A 19,462-nucleotide genomic window follows, 5' to 3' on the forward strand; every position below is an offset into this window, starting at 1 on the left:
CCGGAGTGACGCTGACAGCGTCGGCTGTCAGGTCGCTTGCTCTTTGGCCAGGTTGACCAGAATGATGCCCGCGATGATCAGGCTGATACCGCCGACCGCCATCAACGTGGGCACCTGCTGGTAGCGAAACGCTGCAATGACGGTGATCAGGGTAATGCCCAGGCCTGACCACATCGAGGTGATCAGTGACATGGGCAAGTCCCTTTGTGCATACCCCAGACACACAATGCCAAGACCATAGCCTGCTATCGAGGCAACGACCGGAACCCAGCGGGTGAAACCGTTACTTTCTTTGAGTGCAATGGTCGCGACTGTTTCAGCGACGATACCTGCAAGCAGGAACAAGTAGGCTTTTATGAGCATGACGGCAGATCGCTTTTCAGGCATTCAGGAAGGGAGAGAGATGATGCGGTCGGCGTAAAACCCGTTGAACGGGGTGCGCAAGGACACCGAGTAAGCGCCGGTCGATTGAAACTCCAGCCAGTCGCCTTCACTGATATCGCTGGCGAGCGTATAGGGAAAGGCCAGGCGGTCCATGCTGTCGCACGTGGGGCCGAAGATAGTGAAGGTGTTTTGCGCCGAGCCGGTGTAAGGCGCAGCGCCCCGCCACACGCGTGCGGGAAATTGCAGCCACTGCTGGGCCGAGAGCAAGCCGCCGAAAATACCGGCGCCACAGAAAACGCTGTGTTCGCGCCTTGAAAGCACCCGTGCAAATAGCGACATGCCGCCGTAGACCAGGCCACGACCCGCTTCGCAGATCAGGTTCAGATCCTTCAGTGTCGGGCTGGTCTGAATGTGGTCGCAGACTCTGCCGACCAGGGCCGGCGTGTTTCCGATAGAGTTCAGGTAATTGCCCGGAAACCCGCCACCGATATCCAGATGCCTGACATGCTGGGCGGTGTCGCGAACAATAGCGTCGGCGTCATTGAGGGCAGCGAGCCACGGGCCGTCTTCAAGGGCTTGTGAACCGACATGGAATGACAGTCCGAGTGACCAGTCGGTGCTGGACGCCACTTGGTGCACCAGTTGCGTCGCCAACGCCGGACTTGCCCCGAATTTGCCTCTGAGATCATAGACCGCCGTAGATTCGGAAGGCGCGTAGCGCACGAACATGCTGATCGAGCTGTCGCGCTCGGGCAGCACGTCCCGCAACTTCAGGAGTTCCTCTTCACTGTCGAGCACAAATGAACGTACGCCATATCGATAGTAGGCCTCGTGCAGGCAGTGGCGGGATTTCACTGGATTCATCAAATATTGGACTGCATCGGGCAGCGTGCTGTGTACCGTCTGCACCTCTGCAAGCGACGCTACGTCAAAATGATTGATACCGCCCAGTCTCAAGGCTTCAAGCACCTGCGCAAGTGGATTGGCCTTCATTGCATACAGCACGGTGCCAGGAAAACAGCCACTGAATTGCTGCGCATTCTGGGTGATCCAGCGCGGGTCGACGGTATAGAAGGTGTCGTTGGTGTCATCGGCTAATTGTGCAAGAAGTGTGTCCACGCTGAACATCCCTGGCTTCGAAGTGTGAGCAGGGTTTCAGCAAACTTCATGCCACCGCTTTATCAGGCAGCGGAACAACTTAACGGAAGCGATTCAATAAACATGTGTACAAGACGGTCCGCCAAAACAGTGCGATTTTGAAGTGCTCGAATCGGCGTGGTGCAGTTTAATAAGCAGGTAAAAACAATCAATAAAGATAGCACTTTGCTATTTGTAGAAATGATTTATAAATAATTCGATACATGTATTAAAGTAATCATCCCTTGATAGTGATTGAAAAAATACCAGTCAATTTAATGGGTTGCCGATGTATCGATCTCGCGTCGGTACCGCCATGGCGATTATCTGACGCCTTGCCGTTACGCGATGATCAATGGCGATGGCACGCCACTTGCTAAGTATTACGCCGTGACGTAATAGAGCTTGTTGCATTGCGTCAGCGCTCGCGTTAACGACGACGACGTAATTCATGGTCATGGATCAGGCACGGGCTGTCCGGCAAGCCGACTGGCAGCCCCAATGAAGTCACCGTTATCGAGTGGAAGGTATACATGGACTTTCGTGCTTTTTATTCAGGCAACGCCCAGCAATTTCTGGCCATGCGCCAACTTGATTTTGCCGAACTGGAAGACGTTGTAAAACGCCAGTATTCACATGCGCAACTGGCTTTGATCAGCAGTTCTCCAGTTCATGGCATCGCTAACGCGGCCAGTGATATAGATCTGATAGCGGTGACCGATGACCGGCAGTCCGATCACTCGATGGCCTCGCAGATTTACCACAATGAACACCATATGGAAGTGGTGGCATTTGCCCGCGAAGAAGTTCACAGCGCGTTTTCTCAACTGGCAACGGACGCACTCAAAACCACCGCACAGAAACTTGTTGCATTCAAGCAATGGGACACGCAGCAAGCGGTATCGCGAAAGTATCTGGAGCGCCTGGTATGCGCGGTGTCTACCGATCAGTCGCTGCCTTATCTGGACGGTCAGAAGGACTTGAGTTCGATCTGGTCTGCTGCGGCGTTCGATGACTTTCGCCAAAGTGCCTGCTTCTCGGTGCTGGCCTGGCGCAGCGGCGAACACCGCGCGGCGGCCGCCTATGCCTGCAACGCCGCACTGTTTCTGATGAACGCGACGCTGGCCAGCCACGGCTGGGTCAACTCCAATCGCAAGTGGACGCTATTGCGCTGGGATCGGGCGCTCAACAGGCACGGCATGCTGACTGACGACGGCCTTGCCCGTGCCATCGGGCAGCTGTGGCAACGCGCCTATCCGGCGTGCCGCAATGGATTGCAGGGCGCGGACCTCATGCAGCTGTGCGAATTGACTCAACTCGCCGAGCAGACGTTCGCCTGCGAAGCCGCCTACGCCGAGCTGAACCCCGGTATCGAGCGCTCCACCGCCAGCAGATTTTTGCCGGGGGTCGACTTCGTGTTCACCGACAACCAGCAAGCGACCCTGTTGACGCATCTGGATGTGCCGGAATTGCGCAGCACTCGCCCGATCGACCTGGCCGAGCAGTCCCGGGAAGTGGCTGCGTGTTTTCTGCGCGCCGCCCGAGCAGGGGTGGTCAGTTTTTCACTCAAGGACCCACACCCGAAGCAGGGAGCGCACGCATGACTGCCAGTAACCAATCCCCCGTTCGCCAGTGGTTTCCCCGGCTCGGTGGCGGCTACGTATACCCGGCCGGTGCCTACGCGCAAAAGCTGATATCGGTGGCCTGGTTACTCATGACCGAGCTTGAGGCATATCTGGAAGATCTGGAAGGCGCGTCGGACGAGCCCCGTGTGGTGGATGCGCTGAGAATCAAACTGGCTGAATTGATGGTCGACATCGACTGCCGGCTGGCCGGTGCCGACACCCCGAACGAGCTGCACCAGTTCGCGCTGTTCAGCGAGTACGGCCTCACCGACGTCATTGCTCACACCGGACCCGTTGCCGCCGAATGGCTCGGCGTTCCCGCTGACAATGCTGCAGGTCAGGACAATGAAGCAGAGCGGCTGATCGAGCTGTTCAAAGAACTGCTGGAAGCCTTTCCCGGGAAATTGTTCAACCCGCTGCTGCCTGGCACTCAGGGTCAGGTCCTGCGAACCCTGCGCGACTGGGACCGGTCCTGCCGTCTGGCCGGCAGCGACGCTGCCTTTCTGGCACCTTTGATGAGGTCTCTATGAACAGTCATGTCATGGCCGTGCCTGCGAGCGTACCTGCGCGCAAATCCTCGTTTGTCGAACGCTACGGTGCGGTGTTTGGCCGTGAGCAAGGCCTTATGTTGCGCATGGCCGGGCTTACCGCCGCCGAGCACTCGGCAGAGGGGTCATGGATAACCGATGACACCGGCCGCCGCTGGCTGGACTTCGGTTCTTTCGGACTGCACCTGCTGGGCCATCGCCACCCTGAAGTAGTGGCTGCGCTGACGCGGCAGGTTACATCTCTTGGCCTTTCCAGCCGGATACTGGCCAACGAACCCAGTCTGAGCGCCGCCGAGCGTCTCGTGACGTGTGTTGGCCGTCCGGGCAACGGTGTGCTTTATGGCAACAGCGGTTCGGAGGTCATCGAAGCAGCCCTCAAACTGGTACGCATGCAGACCGGTCGGCGGCGAATCATCGCATTGACCCACGCCTACCATGGCCGGACCAGTGGCGCGCTTGCGATCAGTTATGGCTATCGCGGACACGCTGCGCTGATGCACGCCGAAGATGTCGTGTTCATTGCTGCCGGTGATCTTGCTGCTGCACGCCAGGCATTGGCAGCAGGCGATATTGCCGCAGTGATCGCCGAGCCCGTTCAGGGAGAGGGCGGAATCAGACCGGTCGACCTGGGGTTTCTGGGCGAGCTGGCAGGTCTGTGCCACGAACATGGCGCGTTCATGATTCACGACGAGATTCAATCCGGCCTGGGCCGCAGCGGATCGCTGATCTGCGGCGCGCCAGCCGACATCATCGTGTTTGGCAAAACCCTGGGCGGCGGCATGTTTCCGGTGGCCGCCGCCATTTACGACAGCAGCCGATTCGGTGCGCCCGCGCGTGATCCGGTCGTGCATGCCTCGTCCTATGCCGGCAGCGCTCTGGCCGGAGCAGTGGTCAACGCTGTGCTCGACGTGGTCAGCACTCCCGCGTTCTGCCAGCGCGTCAACGAGCTGGGCCAAGTGGCCATGAGCATCCTGCGTACGCGTCTACAGGACTGTCCCGCCGTGGCTGAGGTGCGAGGCAGCGGCCTGATGATCGGTGTGGAATTCACCTCCAGCAACTATGTGGCGCAGATCCTGATCGAGGCCGCCCAGCGCAATGTGCTACTGGCTTTCTGCCTGAGTGCAACCACGGTGCTGCGGGTTTATCCCGACGCAACCATCTCCCGAGACGACCTCGAACAAGGCATCAACAGTTTCTGTGATGCCGTCGATGCGGCTTACCGTTCCATTCAATGACGGAGAATTCCTATGCCTGATGTATCAACCAGTGTTCTGCTCGGTGACTTCGAGCCTGGCGAGGTCTGGCCGATTCTCTCGGACTTCGCCCGTTATCCCGACTTCATGAGCGATGTGCTGGAGGTGATCGTTCACCCTCGGCAAAGTGAATACGTTTCCAGTACGTGGCGCGTATTGATCAATGGCAGTGAGCTGACCTGGACCGAGCAGGATTGGCTGGTGACGGGCGAGCGTATCGAGTTCAAGCAGACTGATGGCGACCTTGAGGTCTGGTACGGCGAGTGGCTGCTGGTCCAGCGCGAAGACGGCTTGCACGTGGACCTGAATGTCACCTTCGACCTTGGCATCCCGTCGCTGGCCGAAGTCCTGCACCCGATCGGTGAGCGAGCGATTCGCGCCAATAACATCCAGATGCTGGACGGCATACGCAATCAGCTGCTCGCTCGCCGTCATCAGCGGGTTGCGGCAGGGGGCTGCTGATATGCGCTCGACACTGATCATCACCGGGGCCAGTGGTGCGCTGGGCTCCTGGTTCGTGCGCGACTGGCTCAGTCAGCATCCGGCGTCGCATGTGATTGCCTTGTTCCGTTCTGCGAAGGCGGCCAGTCGTTGCCTGCAGGATTTGGCTGCGCACAGCCGCTCGCGGCTCGAATGCCGGATCGCCGATCTTACAGACGCCGACTCCCTGAATGCGCTGGCTGCCACGCTGCCCGCCATCGAGTGCGCCACGGCAGTCCATCTGGCTGCCGATGTGGCCTGGGACAAGACCTTCGAAGAGATGCACGAGTTGAATGTCGAAGGTGCGCAGCTGTTCTGCGGCTTTGTCCAGAAGCTGGTGCGCAAGCCTCATTTCATTTACGTGTCCACAGCATTCACCCGTTGTGAAGGCTGGACCTATCGCAACGGTTACGAGGAAAGCAAGGCAGCAGCAGAGCGTGGCTTGCGCGAGACCTTTGGCACACAGATGCCAATTTCCGTGTTCAGTTGCAGCCTGGTGATCGGCGCTACCGGCGATGGTGCGATCAGTCGTTTTCACGGCCTGTACCCGTTAATTCGCTTCATCAATTCCTTTGCGCCGCCGTTTCTGGTCGGCAATCGCCAGGGGCTGTTCGATCTGGTGCCTATCGATTGGGTGGTGGACGAATTGATCCACCTTGTCAGTCATTGCGTGGCCGGTGGCGAAGCGCGCGAGGTCGTCGCATCGGCGGGAGATGCACGCCTGCCTTATGAGCAGGTGATCCGCGTCATCGAGTCGCGCGTCGATCATGCGCGGCAGCAAGCGGGTATTGCGCCCTTGACCCCGGCACCGATCCTGCGCAGCCGGCAATGGGCGTTCCTCAAGCGGTCGCTGGTCGCATGGCGACCTGAAGGTATTTCGACCCGGGATTTCCGCTATTTCGAGCGCCTGTTGCAAATCTATGGCGTGTACGCCGAAAGCGATCTGGTCAGGCCACCGTTGAATGTCCGGAACCCGGCGCCCAGCGCGGAAGTGTTTTTACCCAAAGCGGTGGATTACTGGCTGGCTCATGCGCCCGAAGCGCGGATCAGCCTGGACAAGCTTGTCGCGAAGTCGGCGGCAATGCACGGCTAGCAGGCCCTTTCAACGATTGAACGGGAGATGAAACATGGCAGACACAATCGAACTCGACACGACGGACAGTGGCGCTTACGACCGACGCTCAGAGCGCGCCATGCTGGCACGCGACAACCAGCTGTTGACCTCTGATCTCAAGCAACTCAGCCACTGGCGGCAGGCACTGCAGATAGGCGTGCAGTGGGCGGTGATCGTCGCCGCAGTCACGCTGGCTGAGGTCAACGACTCGATGCTGGTTTGCCTGGTCGCTGCAGCAGTCGTTGCGACGCGACAGCACGCGTTGCTGGTACTTATGCACGATGCGGCGCATATGCTGATCAGCCGGGACAGGCGGCGCAACGACCTGATCTCAAACGTGTTTCTGACGTTCCCCCTGACGCTGAGCACGTCACGCTACCGGGCCCACCACATTGCCCACCACAAGCATCTCAACACCCTGGACGATCCGGACTACGCCGATGCCTTTGCACCCGCCAGTTCAGGACTGTTCTGGCAAGCTCTGCTGCGCGACATCAGCGGGTTGTCGACCCTGCAATCGCTACGCACGATGGACAGCTTCAGCGTAATCGGACTGTTCACTCACCCGGTGCCGTCGAACCGCATCGAGCGCTATCAGGCAATGGCCTTCTATGCCTGCGCCGCGCTGCTCATCACGGCCTTGCATGCCTGGCCGGGCGTACTGCTGTACTGGCTGGTGCCACTGGTGTTCTTTCTGCCGCCGATTCTGCGCATTCGCAGCCTGTCGGAGCACGCAGGGCTTTCGACACAAAGTGTCAAGCGCGATGCACGCAGTGTCAGTCCGGGCTGGCTGGAGCGAGGGCTTTTCGCGCCTTGCAATATCAATCGGCACTGGGAACACCATCTTTTTCAACAGATACCCAGCTATTACCTGGGCATCTTGTCCCGGCGCCTGGCGCAACGCCTGCCTGGCTCGGCTGCCGCCTGCAGCACCCAGGGTTATCTCTGGGGGGCACGCAGCATGCGCGCCGAATTATATGGTGCCAACGGCCAGGCGCGTGCCGTGGCCTCTATGGACCAGGAGGCTTGAACCCATGATGCTGACAGGTTCTGAAATAGTGAAGATGCGCGAGGTCGGCAGTGTCGTCATCGAGCCCTTCGACCCCGTACACGTCGAGGTCAATTCGTACGGCTGTCACCTGGCGGATCTGCTTCTGGAATACGGCAGCGACCGCATCGATCCTCACGGTGCGCTGGAGGTGGTCGAACACCGTATTCCGCCCGAAGGCTTCGTGTTGTACCCCAACCGTTTTTACCTGGGTGCCACTGTCGAGCAGATCGGCGGTATCGATTTTGCCAGCGAGCTTTACGCCAATGTCTCCACGGCGTCCTGCGGCGTTTTCATCCAGACCAGTGCGCCGCTCGGCCATACCGGTGCGGCCATCAGCTGGACTCTGGAAATCGTTGTGACTCAACCGGTGCGTGTCTATGCCGGCACCAAAGTGGCGAAGGTCTGCTTCTGGGCGAACTTCGGCATGACCACCTGCTACGCGGGACGCTACTTGGGCTCCAAGAGCACCGTGCCCTCGAAAATCATCCTGGATTGACCATGATATTGACCGGTAGTGAAATCGAAAATCGCGTGCGTTCGGGTGAAATCGTCATCAGTCCGTTTTCCCATGAGAACGTCAATCCCAACAGCTACAACTTCCGCTTGCATGACCAGATGAAGGTCTACGAAGACGATGTGATCGATGTGCGCGCCGAGGCGTCGACGCGAACCATCGAAATCGGCCCGGAAGGCTATGAATTGCAGCCCATGAAGCTGTATCTGGCCTCAACCATAGAAACCATGGGCAGTACCCATTTCGTACCTACCTATGCGGCTCGTTCTTCGATCGCAAGACTGGGCATGTTCATCAATCTGTCGGCACCGCTGGGCGACATCGGCTTCGTCGGGCGCTGGACCTTGCAGCTGTATGCGCTCAACCGCATACGGGTTTACCCCGGCATGAACATCGGTCAGATGATGTTCTGGAACGTCAAGGGCGATATTGAGTTGTACGCCGGAAAGTATCAGGGGGCGACCGAGGCCTTTGCGTCACGGATCTTCATGGATTTCGACAAGACGCCGCGCCCGCAGCCGCTGGTGCCCAGCCTGGCACCATTCCCTGTGGTAGCCGCCCACGAAGAGCTCGATGCCGTGCCCGATGCGCTGACCGGCAGGCCCGGGCGTATGGCCACCGATATTTCACTGATAGCAGGAGGCCGTCGTGTCCAGTAAATACTCGACTTTGAAACACCTTGCCGGTGATCTGCCGGTGCCCGCCCTGAGCGCTCTGCAGGATGCAGATTACCGCGTGTTATGGCAGGACTTCGCAAGCCGCAAACAGGCCATTGAGGACACGTTGAAAACCGTGCGGATCACCGCCGGTGCCTTCCTTGACGAGCACATGGACAGAATCGCCCGGCTGGCCGAGTTCGAATGGAGTGACGCTGCCGACAGCCATCTTCAGATGTTGCTCGGGCAGGCCGGTTTTGACGCCGGCAACGAACTTGCCGTGCGGTCTTCGGCGAATATCGAGGATGGCAACCAGCACAGTTTCGCCGGAATTTTCAGCACTCATCTGTCGGTCAAGGGGTTGCCAGCGCTCAAGGAAGCGATTCTGGATGTCTGGCGCTCCGGAGTTTCGCGTCAGGCCATCCTGGAACGCTTGCGAGCGTCGATGCTGGAAACACCGGTCGAGATGACGGTGATCATGCAGCGCATGGTCAAGGCGCGCTTCGCAGGCGTTGCGTTCAGCCACGATCCACTGAGCGGTGAGGCGGTTACGCTGATTGAAACGGTCGCATCGCTGGGTGAAGCGATGGTGTCCGGAGTGGAGAAAGGCATGTCGGCGCGGATCGGTGCCCGACAACTGCTGGACTGTGACCCGGCGCTGGAACCACACACGACCTTGCTGCTGGAGGTGGCCGCGCTGGCCTCCAGAGCATCTGCGGCGCTGGGCATGCCTGCCGACATCGAATGGGCAGTGGATGAACGGCAACTCTGGCTGCTTCAGGCAAGACCCGTCACCAGTCTGCGGGAAGCGCGCAGCCTGGAACCGATGCTGGAGTGGACTGAACTGTACCTTGCCAGTGACGATGCACTCACGGACTTCCGCCCATTGCCTGCCTTTGCGCAGTATTTTCGAAGCAAGCGCCGTCCACTGGCTTTATTCGCGCAAAGCCATGACGTTTCGGCAGGCCAGGCATTGCTGATAAAGGCCAATCGCCAAGGCCTGCTCGAATCGGCCATGAGCCAGGCACTGTTGGACAGGCTCAAAACCGATCAAGTGGTACTGGACTTCTCCGACCAGGTTCGCCAGCAGATCCTCGAGCGGGGCGCAGTGCGTGAACGACTGCTTGAACTCAGTGACGAGCGCGTGGTGTGTTTCGTGCTGCGCGAGTTTCTGAAGGGTGAAACCGGGCTCATCACTCAGGCATGTGATGACGGCTCGACGACCTGCGAATGGTCATCGGAAGGCTTGCTGGCGATCAATCGCGGCATTGCCGGCACTCAACGCGCGCGCCTGGCCACCAACGACCCGAATGGCCCTGCCGATGCGCAACAACTGCACAGCATCACCCACGCGGCTGGCGAACTGCTGGGCTCGGTGCAACTGGAATGGGTAAGGGCAGGGCAGCAGTTGCATCTGATCGATTTTTCGCCGCTGTCGACGTTCGTTCAGGTGCAGGACGCCACGGAAATCCGTCTGATTTCTCCAGGTTATGCCGACGGACCGGTGGTGCTGGTCACGGCGGGGCGACAGTTGGAGGAACTGAGTATCTCGGCCACTGTGTCGATCAATTCGATCCCTTCATCCAGCTCGCTGGGCACTGAACTGGAAGAGCTTGAGCGGCAACTACGGATCCACGACGGACAGGCAATCGTGGTCTCGCCGCGCCCTTATGCGGCACTGGCGGCACTACTGCCGTTCGCGCGCGGATTTGTCTTCGAGCAGGCGTCCATGCTTTGCCACCTTTCGATTCTGTTGCGCGAACACGGCATTCCTGCGGTGGAGTCCGAAGCGCTGTATCGGCAGGGGCTTGCCGGACAACGGATCACCTTCAGCCAGAGCCCCAAGGCGCTGCCTCACACTGTCAACGAGATACGGGAACTGCAATGACTACGGATATTTCACTGTTGTTTTTCGATCCACACACCCTCAACGGCAGCCTCGACTCCGCGCTGGTTTCCATTGTCGACACAGAAGCTGCGCGAGCCCGCCACTCGGACAATGGTCTGTTTATCCCCAGCGGCACGCTGCATGCGCAGTGGCTTTCCAATGCCCATCACACCCATGTGCCGATGCCCATGAAGGACTTCGACTTTCAGGTCTTCAATGCCGGGCAACGCAAGCGCACTCAGGACAGCCGTTCGCGCATGCATATGCTGGATCCGACACTCAATCGTCGACCGTCCGATCAGGCGTTGATGGCAACCCTGGCGGTGGTGCATCACCTCGATAAATGCAGCGTCTATCACTACATCCACGAGGGCGAAGCCGGAGCCTTGTTTCTGCATCTGATGGATGTCGAACCGGTCGAACGTGCTTCCTGGAGGGCCTGGCAACGTCTGGCCAGGTCCGCTGCTGCGCGTGTGGCCGTTTCGCAACCGATGCTTAGCGACGACTGCTGGTACGTGCGCTGGCGTCCGGAAATGGAACTGGAACGTAAATTCACCTCGTTTCAGATACCTGACATGTGGCAGTTGTCCACCGCGATGCACAAGGCGTTCGGAGAGGGAGATTTCAAGGATCTGGTGTTGGAAATCGACCGTGATTTTCAAACCTACGATTATGAGTCGCATATCTTCGAGGTGACTGGCGACCCCCGCGAAACCGGGTACATCTCGTTCATTCTCCAGGCCGACGGGCTGATGGCGGTCAAGCGCAAATGGTTTCTCGAGAACGCGGAATTGCGCCGCGAGGACTTCAACACCGATCAACCGGTGGCGTTTGCCGATATCGAAACTCACGCCCGCTCGATGACTTCGGCAAACCTGCGTCGGCTCAAGCCGTTCCGACGCACCCGGATCGACATCAATTTCGAATCGCTGAGGACCGGTAATGGTTTCGGAGCGTATTTCGATGTTTGCCGCATGGTTGACGGGAGTGCGGAGTTCGCTCAGGTCGAAGTCGAATATTGCCGCAGCAGGACTTTGCACACACTGCGTGAGGTGGAGGAGGACTTTGAAGCCGTATCCAATGTGATGCGTGATTTTCTGGCGGAACGACGCCTGCCGTTTCAACAGGATCTCTATTCGAAACTCGACTTTGCCCGTCAGGCGAGTCGGCTCTGAACTCACATGCCGGGGAGATGACCATGCCGCAATCCACGATCACGCAGACGGCTATTGTGTTTGGTAGCTGGAAAATTCGCCATCAGGAGCCGTTCGGCAGCGATGACTACCGGTTGTATGCCGTTGCTACGGACATGGCTTTGCTAGGGGAGCTGACCGCCGTCGCTGACCTGCGAGGCCGCCACCGGGTACTGGCACGCTGGAATGCCGACGGGGCGATGCTTCTGGAGGCATCGCACGGCGCGCTGGGCGATGAACGCTGTGACAATCTGTCCGGTGCCGCCATCCCGCTGGCGATCATTCGCTTGCAGGCGGACCAAGTGCATATCAGCCACTTGCTCAATCGCATTGATGTGCATCGTTCGCTTTTTGTACAGCCGCCGCTTGAAATCGAGCAGCCTGCCGTCCCGCAAAACCTGTTGATCGCGCTGCGTAATGCCTTCGAGCGCAACCATTTGGCGATCAACAATTGGGAATGTCGCTACGCCACCAGTGGACAGACCTACGTCGAGTCCTTCGAGCTGACGCCTGATTGCCATGCCCGAATGCTCGGCGAGGCTTGGTTCGACGCAAGTTTCAGCCCGGAAATAGCGCCGTTCACCAGTCAGTGCGGTGACGAATTTCAGGTCTGGGACCATCAGGTAACCGCCGCCAGGGCAGAAGACGGTGGTTATGTATGGGTCGAGCACTGCAGCCGCAAACGCAAACTGGCGGTCAATGAACCCATCGTACAGCTGTTCCGCAGCGCGCCTGGCAACCTGTCCGGCACCGTAAAGCACTTGTCGCTGGGCTCACCGACGCTGGAGGCCATGGCCATGAACATTGATAGCTCGTTGCAGGCGCTTGGCGAGTACCGACGTTATGCGTTCAGTGCCCCGTGTGAATCCGTGGACAGCGGCAACCTCTTCGCGATCACCTTCGAGACCTGCACGCCGCTCGATTCGCAGGCGGGAAGTACGACGCGCGGTGAGGTACGTTTTCTCAAGTGCCGGGGCGCAATAGACCCTCAGTCGATCAATGCCGATCTGCGCAGGCTGATGGAGCACCTGCAGACATTTCTGAGCCTGCGTCGCCAGGAGTGCTGGCCCCTGACTGACCGTTTTGCCTTCCTGCATTCGCCATCGCCTTTCATCGCAACCCCGGAGAGCCTGCACTCATGAGCCGTTATCTTTGCAATGGACGCTATCGCTTCGAGCTGGACGATCAAACCTCCGGCTCGGCACTGGCCCAGCGGCTGCGGGTATTCCTCACGCCTTACTTTGCCGAGGTGGACGACGACGGCCAGACAGCCGTCGACCTTAGGGTGCGTCTACACGACAGCGCCGCGTTCAACCCGGAGTGGATGGACTTGTGCGTAACGCCTGACATCATCCGCGAAACATACGCCCCCGGTTTTACCCTGCGGGTCTTGCGCGGCCATGACCAGCAGACGGGGCTGGACTATGCCTGGGACGCCGATACACGGGTCGGTTACCGGATTGACCGGGCGCGTCACACGGTTGATTTTCATGGCGACGAAAATGCATTCATCCACTTGATCGAGCTGGTGCGTTATTACGGGCTGCTGGTCGAACAGGCCAAAGGCAGTGTGATCATGCATGCGTCGGCGGTGGTCGGGCCGGACGGCGGAATTGTTGCCATTGGCGGCGCGAAGGGGGCTGGCAAGACTACCACCATGCTCGACCTGGTACTGTCCGATGAGTACCTGTACTTTTCCGGGGACAAGCTGTTGCTGGACAACCTCGACGGTCGGATTCGCGCCCGCGGCTGGCCGGACTACCCGCATGTCGGTGTAGGTACATTACGCACACATCCGGAACTGGCAAAGCGACTCGATCTGGCCTCGGTGGCCGATGATCTGCCGATTGCGCATACCGAAAAACGCCTGTGCAAACCTGAAGCCATGCGTGCCGCACTCAAGGCCAGTCCGGAAGGCTGTGGCTGGCTGGAGACCGTCATACTGCCCAACGTGTCGGCGCGGGGCAAATTGCAGGTCCATGCAATGGACCGCGATGCGATTCTGGAACACATTCATTCCCCCACGCTCTTCGAGTGGCCGCATCGTTTCGTTACCTCGACCTGGCACGGCCTGCTGGATGCCGGTTCGCTGACCGACAGCATACCGCCGCAAATCGTCCGTGGGCTGCTCGGAGTACAGTGGCAAAGCCGTGTGGGCGTGGCGCGTGAGTTGATCAGCGCCTGATAAGGAGATCCTATGAACCACGCTATCCAATTGCGTCTGGCGCTGGTGGCCCCCAGCGGTTCCGGTAAGAGTACAACGGCCCGGTTACTGCGTGAGTATTTCGAAGCGGCCGGGTTGTCGGTAGAGCTCCTCAAGCTCGCCCAGCCCCTGTACGAGTTACAAGACATGTTCTACGAGCAGGCCGGGGTGGAAGTGGCGAGCGGCAGCCAGAATCAGCGTTTGCTGGAGTGCATCGCACGCGAGCTGAGGGATCTGGACAGCCAGTCGCTGGTCACAAACTTCGCCCGACGACTCAGCCGGTCCTGCGCTCAGGTTGTCATCAATGACGACCTGCGCGACGACACCGTTGACTGGCCGTACCTTCAGACGCAAGGCTTCCAGGTGATCAAGGTGCTTGCCGATTCATCCGTGAGACAAGCGCGTCTGGGGCAGCGAGGCGATATCAGTGTGGTGGAAAACAGCGCACTGGATCTGCAGATGCGCCGGATCGAAGCGGATTATGTACTGCCCAACAGCGGTTCGCTTGAGCAGTTGAGGCAGCGTGTTGCTGTGGTGGCCCGCTGGGCGCTGGACGACTCTCAACGCCGGATCGCTTCATGAAGGGCGCTGATCCATTGGTATGGCTGTTGATCGACGGCCTGTCGTGGGAGTTGGTCAAACGTTACCGGGCACGACAGCCTGGACTGCCCTCGGCGCAATGGCCGTGTTACCCCTTGCTGCCACTGTCGCCCAATTGCCAGACTCCGCCATCGCTGTTTTCGATCTTCAGCGGCGTGGCAGCCAGCGAGCACGGTCTGACGGGCTATCTCGTCCCTGCGCCAACGCCGCAGGACTGCCTGGCGGTGGCAGATGCCTTTCAGGTCTGGCCCCGTCACATCGATATGGTCTGGGATGAGTGGGCGCGCCAGGGCATAACCTTCCGCCTGTGTGCCGTGCCCTTTGTCCAGCCTGACAGGCTGGGGCACGCCTTGCTTGGGCAAAGCTCTGTGTATCAGGGGTTTTCGCTACGTCCCGAGGTCATCGAAAACGGTGGCTGCCTGCGTATCGAGGCGCTCGGTGTGATTGCCAGGGTCAGTGTTCAACAGGACGGTGCGGTGCTCGACTGGCCCGATGACCAGGGCCGTCCCGAGTACCGGTTGCCGCTGGGCAGCACGGTGCACGTGCCATTGTCGGGACAGGCCCCGGGTAATGTGTGCAGGGCGATTGCAATGCGCGCGGTGCATATCGAAGAGCGCGTCTGTGTGATCAGTTTCGGTTACCGGGAGGTCCAGGCGCTTGATCTGCAGTGCGACGCCGGCAAGGCTTACGTGGCCAATGACCTGACGGTGCTGTATCGCACCGGAGAGCTGGGCAAGCGGCTGGATGAGGGCGGGCAGGGTGCTGCGGAATGGTTGCTGCTGGAGCTGATGCGAGAGATGCATGAAAGCTTTTGCGAAGACATTGTCGGCGCAGTCAGAGCCGGTGACGCACAGCGGGTCATTGGTTATTACCCGGTGGTGGATCTGTTGTCACATCATTTGCTCAAATACCTCGCGCCAGGCTGGGCCAACGAATGGATGCAAGAGGTTGGGCAGCGCTTGTTCGACGAGATATCGGGGTGGGTCGATGAGCTGATCCTGCGCTGCGTCGATGCGGCGGGTCGCGAATTACGCTGCATTGCTCATTCGGATCACGGCATGGCTCCGGTCCATCACGACCTTTGCCCCAATACTTTTTTCGAGCAGCAGGGCTGGCTGGTCTACGACTCGTCAGGCGCGCCGGATATGCGAAAAAGCGCGGCAGTCTTTCATCCGGCCGACAACGGTCTGGTGCTGTTCAATACGGCGCGACTTGCGCTGTCCGGACACGACCCTGGCTCAGTGACCGACGCCTGGCGCAAAAGCCTGGCGCAGCCGTTTCAGGATCAGTGGACGATGTTCCAGTGCGCCGACGTGCAGGTCTTTCCCGACGGCTGGACGGGCGGTTGCTACTGGCAGTCCCCACGAGGCACCCGCCTGCTGGCCGCTCGCTCAGAACACGCCATTCGCCTCAGCCGAAAAGGGGGCGACCACACGGTATGTGCCACGGACCCTTGGTTGCGTGGCGTATTGCTGGACGCCAGCAGCACGCCGTTGCCACCTCCTGCCGACGCTGAGGTGCCACTGCCCGCGATTCGCCAATGGCTGACAGCCACATCCTGATACCTGACTCGATAATTTCAGCCACAGGGAGCTTATTCATGCCCATGCGCTTCGACAGCCTGCTTTTAGATATCGACGGCACACTCATGCTCAAGGGACAGCCTCTACCGGGCGCAGCCGATGCATTGAGCTTCGCGCGTTCCCAGGGTTTAAGGCTGCAATTGCTGACCAATACCACGGCGAAGATGCCGGAGGCTCTGGCAGAGGAGCTTTGCCACGCCGGAATAGAGGTCGTCCCGGACGAAATTCAGACCGCTACCACGGCGTGTCTGGGATATTTGCAGCAACACCCTAACCTCAAGTGCCATCTGCTGGTCCCCGATTCGATGCGGGCGGTGTTCAGTAGCATCGTTACAGACGACACAAACCCGGATGTAGTCGTCATCAGCGATATCGGCGAAGCCTTCGATTACGCCACGTTGAATCGCTGTTTCCGTATGTTGCGAGGCGGTGCCCGTCTCATTGCATTGCAAAAAAACCTGTTCTGGTTTGATCGTGACGGTGAGCGCCTCGATTGCGGTGCCTTCATCGTCGGGCTTGAAGCCGCGGCGCGGGTAAAGGCTCTGGTCATGGGCAAGCCGTCGTCGATGTTCTTCGAGGCTGCCTTGCGCAAAATCAATACCTGCGCCAGCCGCACTCTGGTAGTAGGCGATGACATTCTGACTGACTGCGCAGGGGCGAAAGCCGTCGGGGCCAGCAGCCTGCTGGTGCGTACCGGAAAATATGATCCGACGCTGTTTGAGGCCCATCGGCAAAACGTGGATGCGGTGATTGAAGGGATTGCAGATTTTCCACGCTGGTGGATGTCCGGCAGTGCCGCAGATCAGTTGCGCCAAGGTTAAGTAACCGGATTACAAGGACGAATCATCAATGCAGACAGCATGTGCGAAAAAGTCGAAAGAACGCCCGGAGAACATGTCCGAGCGGATTTATGCCCGAATCAAAGAAGACATTTCCGAGTTTCGCCTGTTACCAGGCGAGCGATTTACCGAGGGTGAGGTGGCCGAACGTGTTCAGGCCAGTCGTACTCCGGTCAGGCAGGCACTGTTCCGGCTGGAGCAGGAAGGGTATGTGGAGGTTTATTACCGTAGCGGCTGGCAGGTGCGGCCGTTCGACCCTCGTCACTTCGAAGAACTGTATGACGTTCGTGTGGTGCTCGAGCTGGCGGCGCTCGCCAGGCTGGGTTTGATGGACTTGAGCGTCGAGCCGTTGATCGACGAGCTAATAAGCACATGGCTGGTGCCGAAAAAAGACCGATTGAGGGACACCGATATCCTCGCCGGGCTGGGCGAACGGTTCCATTGCGCGTTGGTCGAGGCCGTGGGTAACCGGGAAATGGCCAGGCTGCATTACGAGATCACCGAGAAGACCAGGACCATCCGGCGTCTCGAATTCAGCACCTCCAGAATCGATGCAACGTACGAAGAGCATGGCAGCATTCTCAAGGCCCTCCTGCAACGTCGACCGCGACAGGCCCAGCAATTGCTGGAAGCGCATGTTGAACTCAATAAGGAGGAGGCGCGCAGAGCCACCCAGCATGTGTTGCGTCGCGCACGTCATTATGCCGAGAAGAACAGCGAGCCCGTCAGGACGCGTGCGCATGCGCAGTGATTGATCGTTGCCGAGCCACACGTTTCGATCGTTTTATCAATCACCTGTAACGCAACGCTTCCAGTAACAGGGCAAACGCAGGCGATGCCTGGCGTCTGCTCGGGTAATAGAGATGGAAGCCGGCAAAGGTCGGTGACCAGTCTTCCAGCACCTGAATCAGACGTCCGGCTTCGATAGGTTCGGCAACCAGATCGTGCGGGATGTAACTCAACCCGAAACCGTCGAGCGCCGCGTCCAGAAGCGGATAGACACCATTGAACGTGACCTGGCCTGTAACTCGCACATTGAGGGTTTCGCCGTCTTTGGCGAACTCCCAGGCATACAGGCCGCCATTGGTAGGCAGGCGCAGATTGTTGCAGCGGTGCGCAGTAAGGTCTCTGGGTGTCTCGGGTTTCGTGCGGTTTTCGAAGTAGGCTGGAGAGCCGACCACTGACAGGCGCATGTCCGGGCCTATGCGGGTCGCTATCATTCCGTCCGCGACAGCTTCACCCAGTCGCACGCCCGCATCGAACCCTTCAGCGGCGATGTCGACGAAGCTGTAGTCGCAACACACCTCAACACTGATGTCCGGGTATTTGTGCAAAAAGGTCTTGAGTACTGGGTGAATGATGAGGTCCAGCGAGTGATCCATCGCGTTGATGCGAATCTTTCCGGCAGGGGTGTCGCGCAGGTCGCTCAGTCCTGCCAGCTCGATTTCGATTTCATCGAAATGCTGGCCTACTTTCTGGATCAGGCGTTCGCCAGCCTCCGTGGGCGATACGCTGCGCGTGGTACGTGTCAGCAGGCGCAGCCCAAGGCGCGCTTCAAGGCCGCGAACGGTGTGACTCAGTGCGGATTGTGAAACACCCAGCCTGGCAGCTGCCTTGGTAAAGCTTCGCTCTTTGGCGACTGCAAGAAAGGCAAGCAGGTCGGCAGCGTTTTCCCGAAGCATTGATGAGTCCTGTCGATAAGTATTTTCGGATTCTAGCGGATAGTCGCAGTATTTCTCGGCCGGTAGATTGACGTGCCTTCTAACAACGCTCAAGGATCCCCATGATCGTCATCAACTCCAGCGGTTCACAGCCTTCAGCCAGCGGCCCGATCGATTACTTCAGCGGCGTCGTGCGTATCGACGCGCCATTCAAGGGCTCGCAAGACGCGAGAATAAGCGGAGCTACGGTAACGTTCGAACCGGGAGCCCGTACTGCCTGGCACACCCATCCCTTGGGGCAGACGCTGATCGTCACGGCAGGTGCCGGGCTGGTGCAGGAACAAGGCCAGCCGGTTCGCATGATCAAGCCCGGCGATACTGTGTGGATTGCGCCCGACGTCAAGCATTGGCATGGCGCAACCGCTACAACGGCCATGACCCACATCGCCATTGCCGAAGCGCTGGAAGGCGAGGTGGTTGACTGGATGGAAAAGGTCTCGGATGGCGACTACCACGCGGCCAATAACGGCGAGTAACTATTCCGGTGCCAGATCGCCGTACCGGTACGGGCCGTTACGCCGCCGTCCATCAAGAAGTCGCTGCCGGTGATGAACGAGCCTTCCGGGCCCAGCAACAGGGCAGCCAGAGCCCCCGTTTGGTCACGTGTCTGCCCGCGCTGACAGGGCGGGCGATGGCTTGCTTTATGGAGCCTGAGCCGATGACTACGGTGATT

Annotated in this window: 20 protein-coding genes; 17 read left to right on the top strand and 3 right to left on the bottom strand. The window is 59.2% G+C overall.

Going from position 1 to position 19,462, the window contains the following annotated elements:
• Positions 1-27 precede the first annotated feature (27 nt).
• Both ALO80_RS22005 and ALO80_RS22010 read right to left on the bottom strand, forming a co-directional pair.
• On the bottom strand, positions 28-363 hold the full coding sequence (locus ALO80_RS22005) for a DMT family transporter (protein WP_055010523.1): 336 nt from the start codon (positions 361-363) through the stop codon (positions 28-30).
• Positions 364-387: 24 nt separating this feature from the next.
• A complete protein-coding gene (locus tag ALO80_RS22010; RefSeq protein ID WP_055010554.1) occupies positions 388-1,503 on the bottom strand; it encodes a type III PLP-dependent enzyme domain-containing protein in 1,116 nt (371 codons plus the stop codon).
• A 551-nt stretch (positions 1,504-2,054) separates the two neighbouring features.
• On the opposite strand from ALO80_RS22010, the gene ALO80_RS22015 reads away from it, so the two are divergent.
• Genes ALO80_RS22015 through ALO80_RS22090 form a run of 16 tightly spaced genes read left to right on the top strand, consistent with a single transcriptional unit; the run spans position 2,055 to position 17,819 of the window.
• Positions 2,055-3,125: a DUF6001 family protein gene (locus ALO80_RS22015; RefSeq protein ID WP_055010524.1), complete on the top strand. Its 1,071-nt coding sequence runs from the start codon at positions 2,055-2,057 to the stop codon at positions 3,123-3,125.
• Positions 3,122-3,676: a DUF6031 family protein gene (locus tag ALO80_RS22020; RefSeq protein ID WP_055010525.1), complete on the top strand. Its 555-nt coding sequence runs from the start codon at positions 3,122-3,124 to the stop codon at positions 3,674-3,676. Before ALO80_RS22015 ends, ALO80_RS22020 begins: the two co-directional genes overlap by 4 nt.
• Positions 3,673-4,929, top strand: a complete 1,257-nt coding sequence (locus ALO80_RS22025) for an aspartate aminotransferase family protein (RefSeq protein WP_055010526.1) — start codon at positions 3,673-3,675, stop codon at positions 4,927-4,929. Before ALO80_RS22020 ends, ALO80_RS22025 begins: the two co-directional genes overlap by 4 nt.
• 12 nt (positions 4,930-4,941) lie before the next feature.
• Positions 4,942-5,409, top strand: a complete 468-nt coding sequence (locus ALO80_RS22030) for a type II toxin-antitoxin system RatA family toxin (RefSeq protein ID WP_055010527.1) — start codon at positions 4,942-4,944, stop codon at positions 5,407-5,409.
• 1 nt (position 5,410) lies between these two features.
• Positions 5,411-6,520: an SDR family oxidoreductase gene (locus tag ALO80_RS22035; RefSeq protein WP_055010528.1), complete on the top strand. Its 1,110-nt coding sequence runs from the start codon at positions 5,411-5,413 to the stop codon at positions 6,518-6,520.
• Between the two features lie 34 nt (positions 6,521-6,554).
• Positions 6,555-7,571, top strand: a complete 1,017-nt coding sequence (locus ALO80_RS22040; protein WP_055010529.1) for a fatty acid desaturase family protein — start codon at positions 6,555-6,557, stop codon at positions 7,569-7,571.
• A gap of 4 nt (positions 7,572-7,575) precedes the next feature.
• Positions 7,576-8,088 (top strand): dCTP deaminase, encoded by a 513-nt coding sequence (locus ALO80_RS22045; protein WP_055010530.1) that lies wholly within the window; start codon positions 7,576-7,578, stop codon positions 8,086-8,088.
• Positions 8,089-8,090: 2 nt separating this feature from the next.
• Positions 8,091-8,765, top strand: coding sequence for a dCTP deaminase (gene dcd, locus ALO80_RS22050; RefSeq protein WP_055010531.1), 675 nt, complete (start codon positions 8,091-8,093; stop codon positions 8,763-8,765).
• Complete coding sequence (locus ALO80_RS22055) at positions 8,755-10,650, top strand: PEP/pyruvate-binding domain-containing protein (protein WP_055010532.1); 1,896 nt, start codon at positions 8,755-8,757, stop codon at positions 10,648-10,650. Before dcd ends, ALO80_RS22055 begins: the two co-directional genes overlap by 11 nt.
• On the top strand, positions 10,647-11,825 hold the full coding sequence (locus ALO80_RS22060) for a hypothetical protein (RefSeq protein WP_055010533.1): 1,179 nt from the start codon (positions 10,647-10,649) through the stop codon (positions 11,823-11,825). Before ALO80_RS22055 ends, ALO80_RS22060 begins: the two co-directional genes overlap by 4 nt.
• 23 nt (positions 11,826-11,848) lie before the next feature.
• Positions 11,849-12,985 carry a hypothetical protein gene (locus ALO80_RS22065; RefSeq protein WP_055010555.1) on the top strand — a complete coding sequence of 379 codons (1,137 nt, stop codon included), beginning with the start codon at positions 11,849-11,851 and terminating at the stop codon, positions 12,983-12,985.
• On the top strand, positions 12,982-14,028 hold the full coding sequence (locus ALO80_RS22070) for a hypothetical protein (protein WP_055010534.1): 1,047 nt from the start codon (positions 12,982-12,984) through the stop codon (positions 14,026-14,028). The genes ALO80_RS22065 and ALO80_RS22070 overlap by 4 nt, the downstream gene beginning before the upstream one ends.
• 12 nt (positions 14,029-14,040) lie before the next feature.
• Positions 14,041-14,628 carry a hypothetical protein gene (locus tag ALO80_RS22075; RefSeq protein WP_055010535.1) on the top strand — a complete coding sequence of 196 codons (588 nt, stop codon included), beginning with the start codon at positions 14,041-14,043 and terminating at the stop codon, positions 14,626-14,628.
• Positions 14,625-16,208 carry an alkaline phosphatase family protein gene (locus tag ALO80_RS22080; RefSeq protein ID WP_055010536.1) on the top strand — a complete coding sequence of 528 codons (1,584 nt, stop codon included), beginning with the start codon at positions 14,625-14,627 and terminating at the stop codon, positions 16,206-16,208. Before ALO80_RS22075 ends, ALO80_RS22080 begins: the two co-directional genes overlap by 4 nt.
• A gap of 44 nt (positions 16,209-16,252) precedes the next feature.
• Positions 16,253-17,050, top strand: coding sequence for an HAD-IIA family hydrolase (locus ALO80_RS22085; RefSeq protein ID WP_055010556.1), 798 nt, complete (start codon positions 16,253-16,255; stop codon positions 17,048-17,050).
• Positions 17,051-17,078: 28 nt separating this feature from the next.
• Positions 17,079-17,819, top strand: a complete 741-nt coding sequence (locus ALO80_RS22090) for a GntR family transcriptional regulator (RefSeq protein ID WP_055010537.1) — start codon at positions 17,079-17,081, stop codon at positions 17,817-17,819.
• Positions 17,820-17,859: 40 nt separating this feature from the next.
• On the opposite strand, the gene ALO80_RS22095 is transcribed toward ALO80_RS22090, so the two are convergent.
• The gene (locus ALO80_RS22095) at positions 17,860-18,750 is read right to left on the bottom strand and encodes a LysR family transcriptional regulator (RefSeq protein WP_055010538.1); all 891 of its coding nucleotides are present in this window, start codon (positions 18,748-18,750) and stop codon (positions 17,860-17,862) included.
• A gap of 101 nt (positions 18,751-18,851) precedes the next feature.
• Here ALO80_RS22095 and ALO80_RS22100 point away from each other — a divergent pair, with 101 nt between their 5' ends.
• On the top strand, positions 18,852-19,265 hold the full coding sequence (locus ALO80_RS22100; RefSeq protein WP_055010539.1) for a (R)-mandelonitrile lyase: 414 nt from the start codon (positions 18,852-18,854) through the stop codon (positions 19,263-19,265).
• Positions 19,266-19,462 lie beyond the last annotated feature (197 nt).

It is taken from the genome of Pseudomonas caricapapayae (genome assembly GCF_001400735.1).
Taxonomy (GTDB): Bacteria; Pseudomonadota; Gammaproteobacteria; order Pseudomonadales; family Pseudomonadaceae; genus Aquipseudomonas; species Aquipseudomonas caricapapayae.

What these genes read in the sequence shown, in the direction of transcription:
- ALO80_RS22005 (WP_055010523.1), bottom strand. Translation starts at nt 363, where the DNA reads ATGCTCATAAAAGCCTACTTGTTCCTGCTTGCAGGTATCGTCGCTGAA.
- ALO80_RS22015 (WP_055010524.1), top strand. Translation starts at nt 2,055, where the DNA reads ATGGACTTTCGTGCTTTTTATTCAGGCAACGCCCAGCAATTTCTGGCC.
- ALO80_RS22020 (WP_055010525.1), top strand. Translation starts at nt 3,122, where the DNA reads ATGACTGCCAGTAACCAATCCCCCGTTCGCCAGTGGTTTCCCCGGCTC.
- ALO80_RS22025 (WP_055010526.1), top strand. Translation starts at nt 3,673, where the DNA reads ATGAACAGTCATGTCATGGCCGTGCCTGCGAGCGTACCTGCGCGCAAA.
- ALO80_RS22030 (WP_055010527.1), top strand. Translation starts at nt 4,942, where the DNA reads ATGCCTGATGTATCAACCAGTGTTCTGCTCGGTGACTTCGAGCCTGGC.
- ALO80_RS22035 (WP_055010528.1), top strand. Translation starts at nt 5,411, where the DNA reads ATGCGCTCGACACTGATCATCACCGGGGCCAGTGGTGCGCTGGGCTCC.
- ALO80_RS22040 (WP_055010529.1), top strand. Translation starts at nt 6,555, where the DNA reads ATGGCAGACACAATCGAACTCGACACGACGGACAGTGGCGCTTACGAC.
- ALO80_RS22045 (WP_055010530.1), top strand. Translation starts at nt 7,576, where the DNA reads ATGATGCTGACAGGTTCTGAAATAGTGAAGATGCGCGAGGTCGGCAGT.
- dcd (WP_055010531.1), top strand. Translation starts at nt 8,091, where the DNA reads ATGATATTGACCGGTAGTGAAATCGAAAATCGCGTGCGTTCGGGTGAA.
- ALO80_RS22060 (WP_055010533.1), top strand. Translation starts at nt 10,647, where the DNA reads ATGACTACGGATATTTCACTGTTGTTTTTCGATCCACACACCCTCAAC.
- ALO80_RS22065 (WP_055010555.1), top strand. Translation starts at nt 11,849, where the DNA reads ATGCCGCAATCCACGATCACGCAGACGGCTATTGTGTTTGGTAGCTGG.
- ALO80_RS22070 (WP_055010534.1), top strand. Translation starts at nt 12,982, where the DNA reads ATGAGCCGTTATCTTTGCAATGGACGCTATCGCTTCGAGCTGGACGAT.
- ALO80_RS22075 (WP_055010535.1), top strand. Translation starts at nt 14,041, where the DNA reads ATGAACCACGCTATCCAATTGCGTCTGGCGCTGGTGGCCCCCAGCGGT.
- ALO80_RS22080 (WP_055010536.1), top strand. Translation starts at nt 14,625, where the DNA reads ATGAAGGGCGCTGATCCATTGGTATGGCTGTTGATCGACGGCCTGTCG.
- ALO80_RS22085 (WP_055010556.1), top strand. Translation starts at nt 16,253, where the DNA reads ATGCGCTTCGACAGCCTGCTTTTAGATATCGACGGCACACTCATGCTC.
- ALO80_RS22090 (WP_055010537.1), top strand. Translation starts at nt 17,079, where the DNA reads ATGCAGACAGCATGTGCGAAAAAGTCGAAAGAACGCCCGGAGAACATG.
- ALO80_RS22095 (WP_055010538.1), bottom strand. Translation starts at nt 18,750, where the DNA reads ATGCTTCGGGAAAACGCTGCCGACCTGCTTGCCTTTCTTGCAGTCGCC.
- ALO80_RS22100 (WP_055010539.1), top strand. Translation starts at nt 18,852, where the DNA reads ATGATCGTCATCAACTCCAGCGGTTCACAGCCTTCAGCCAGCGGCCCG.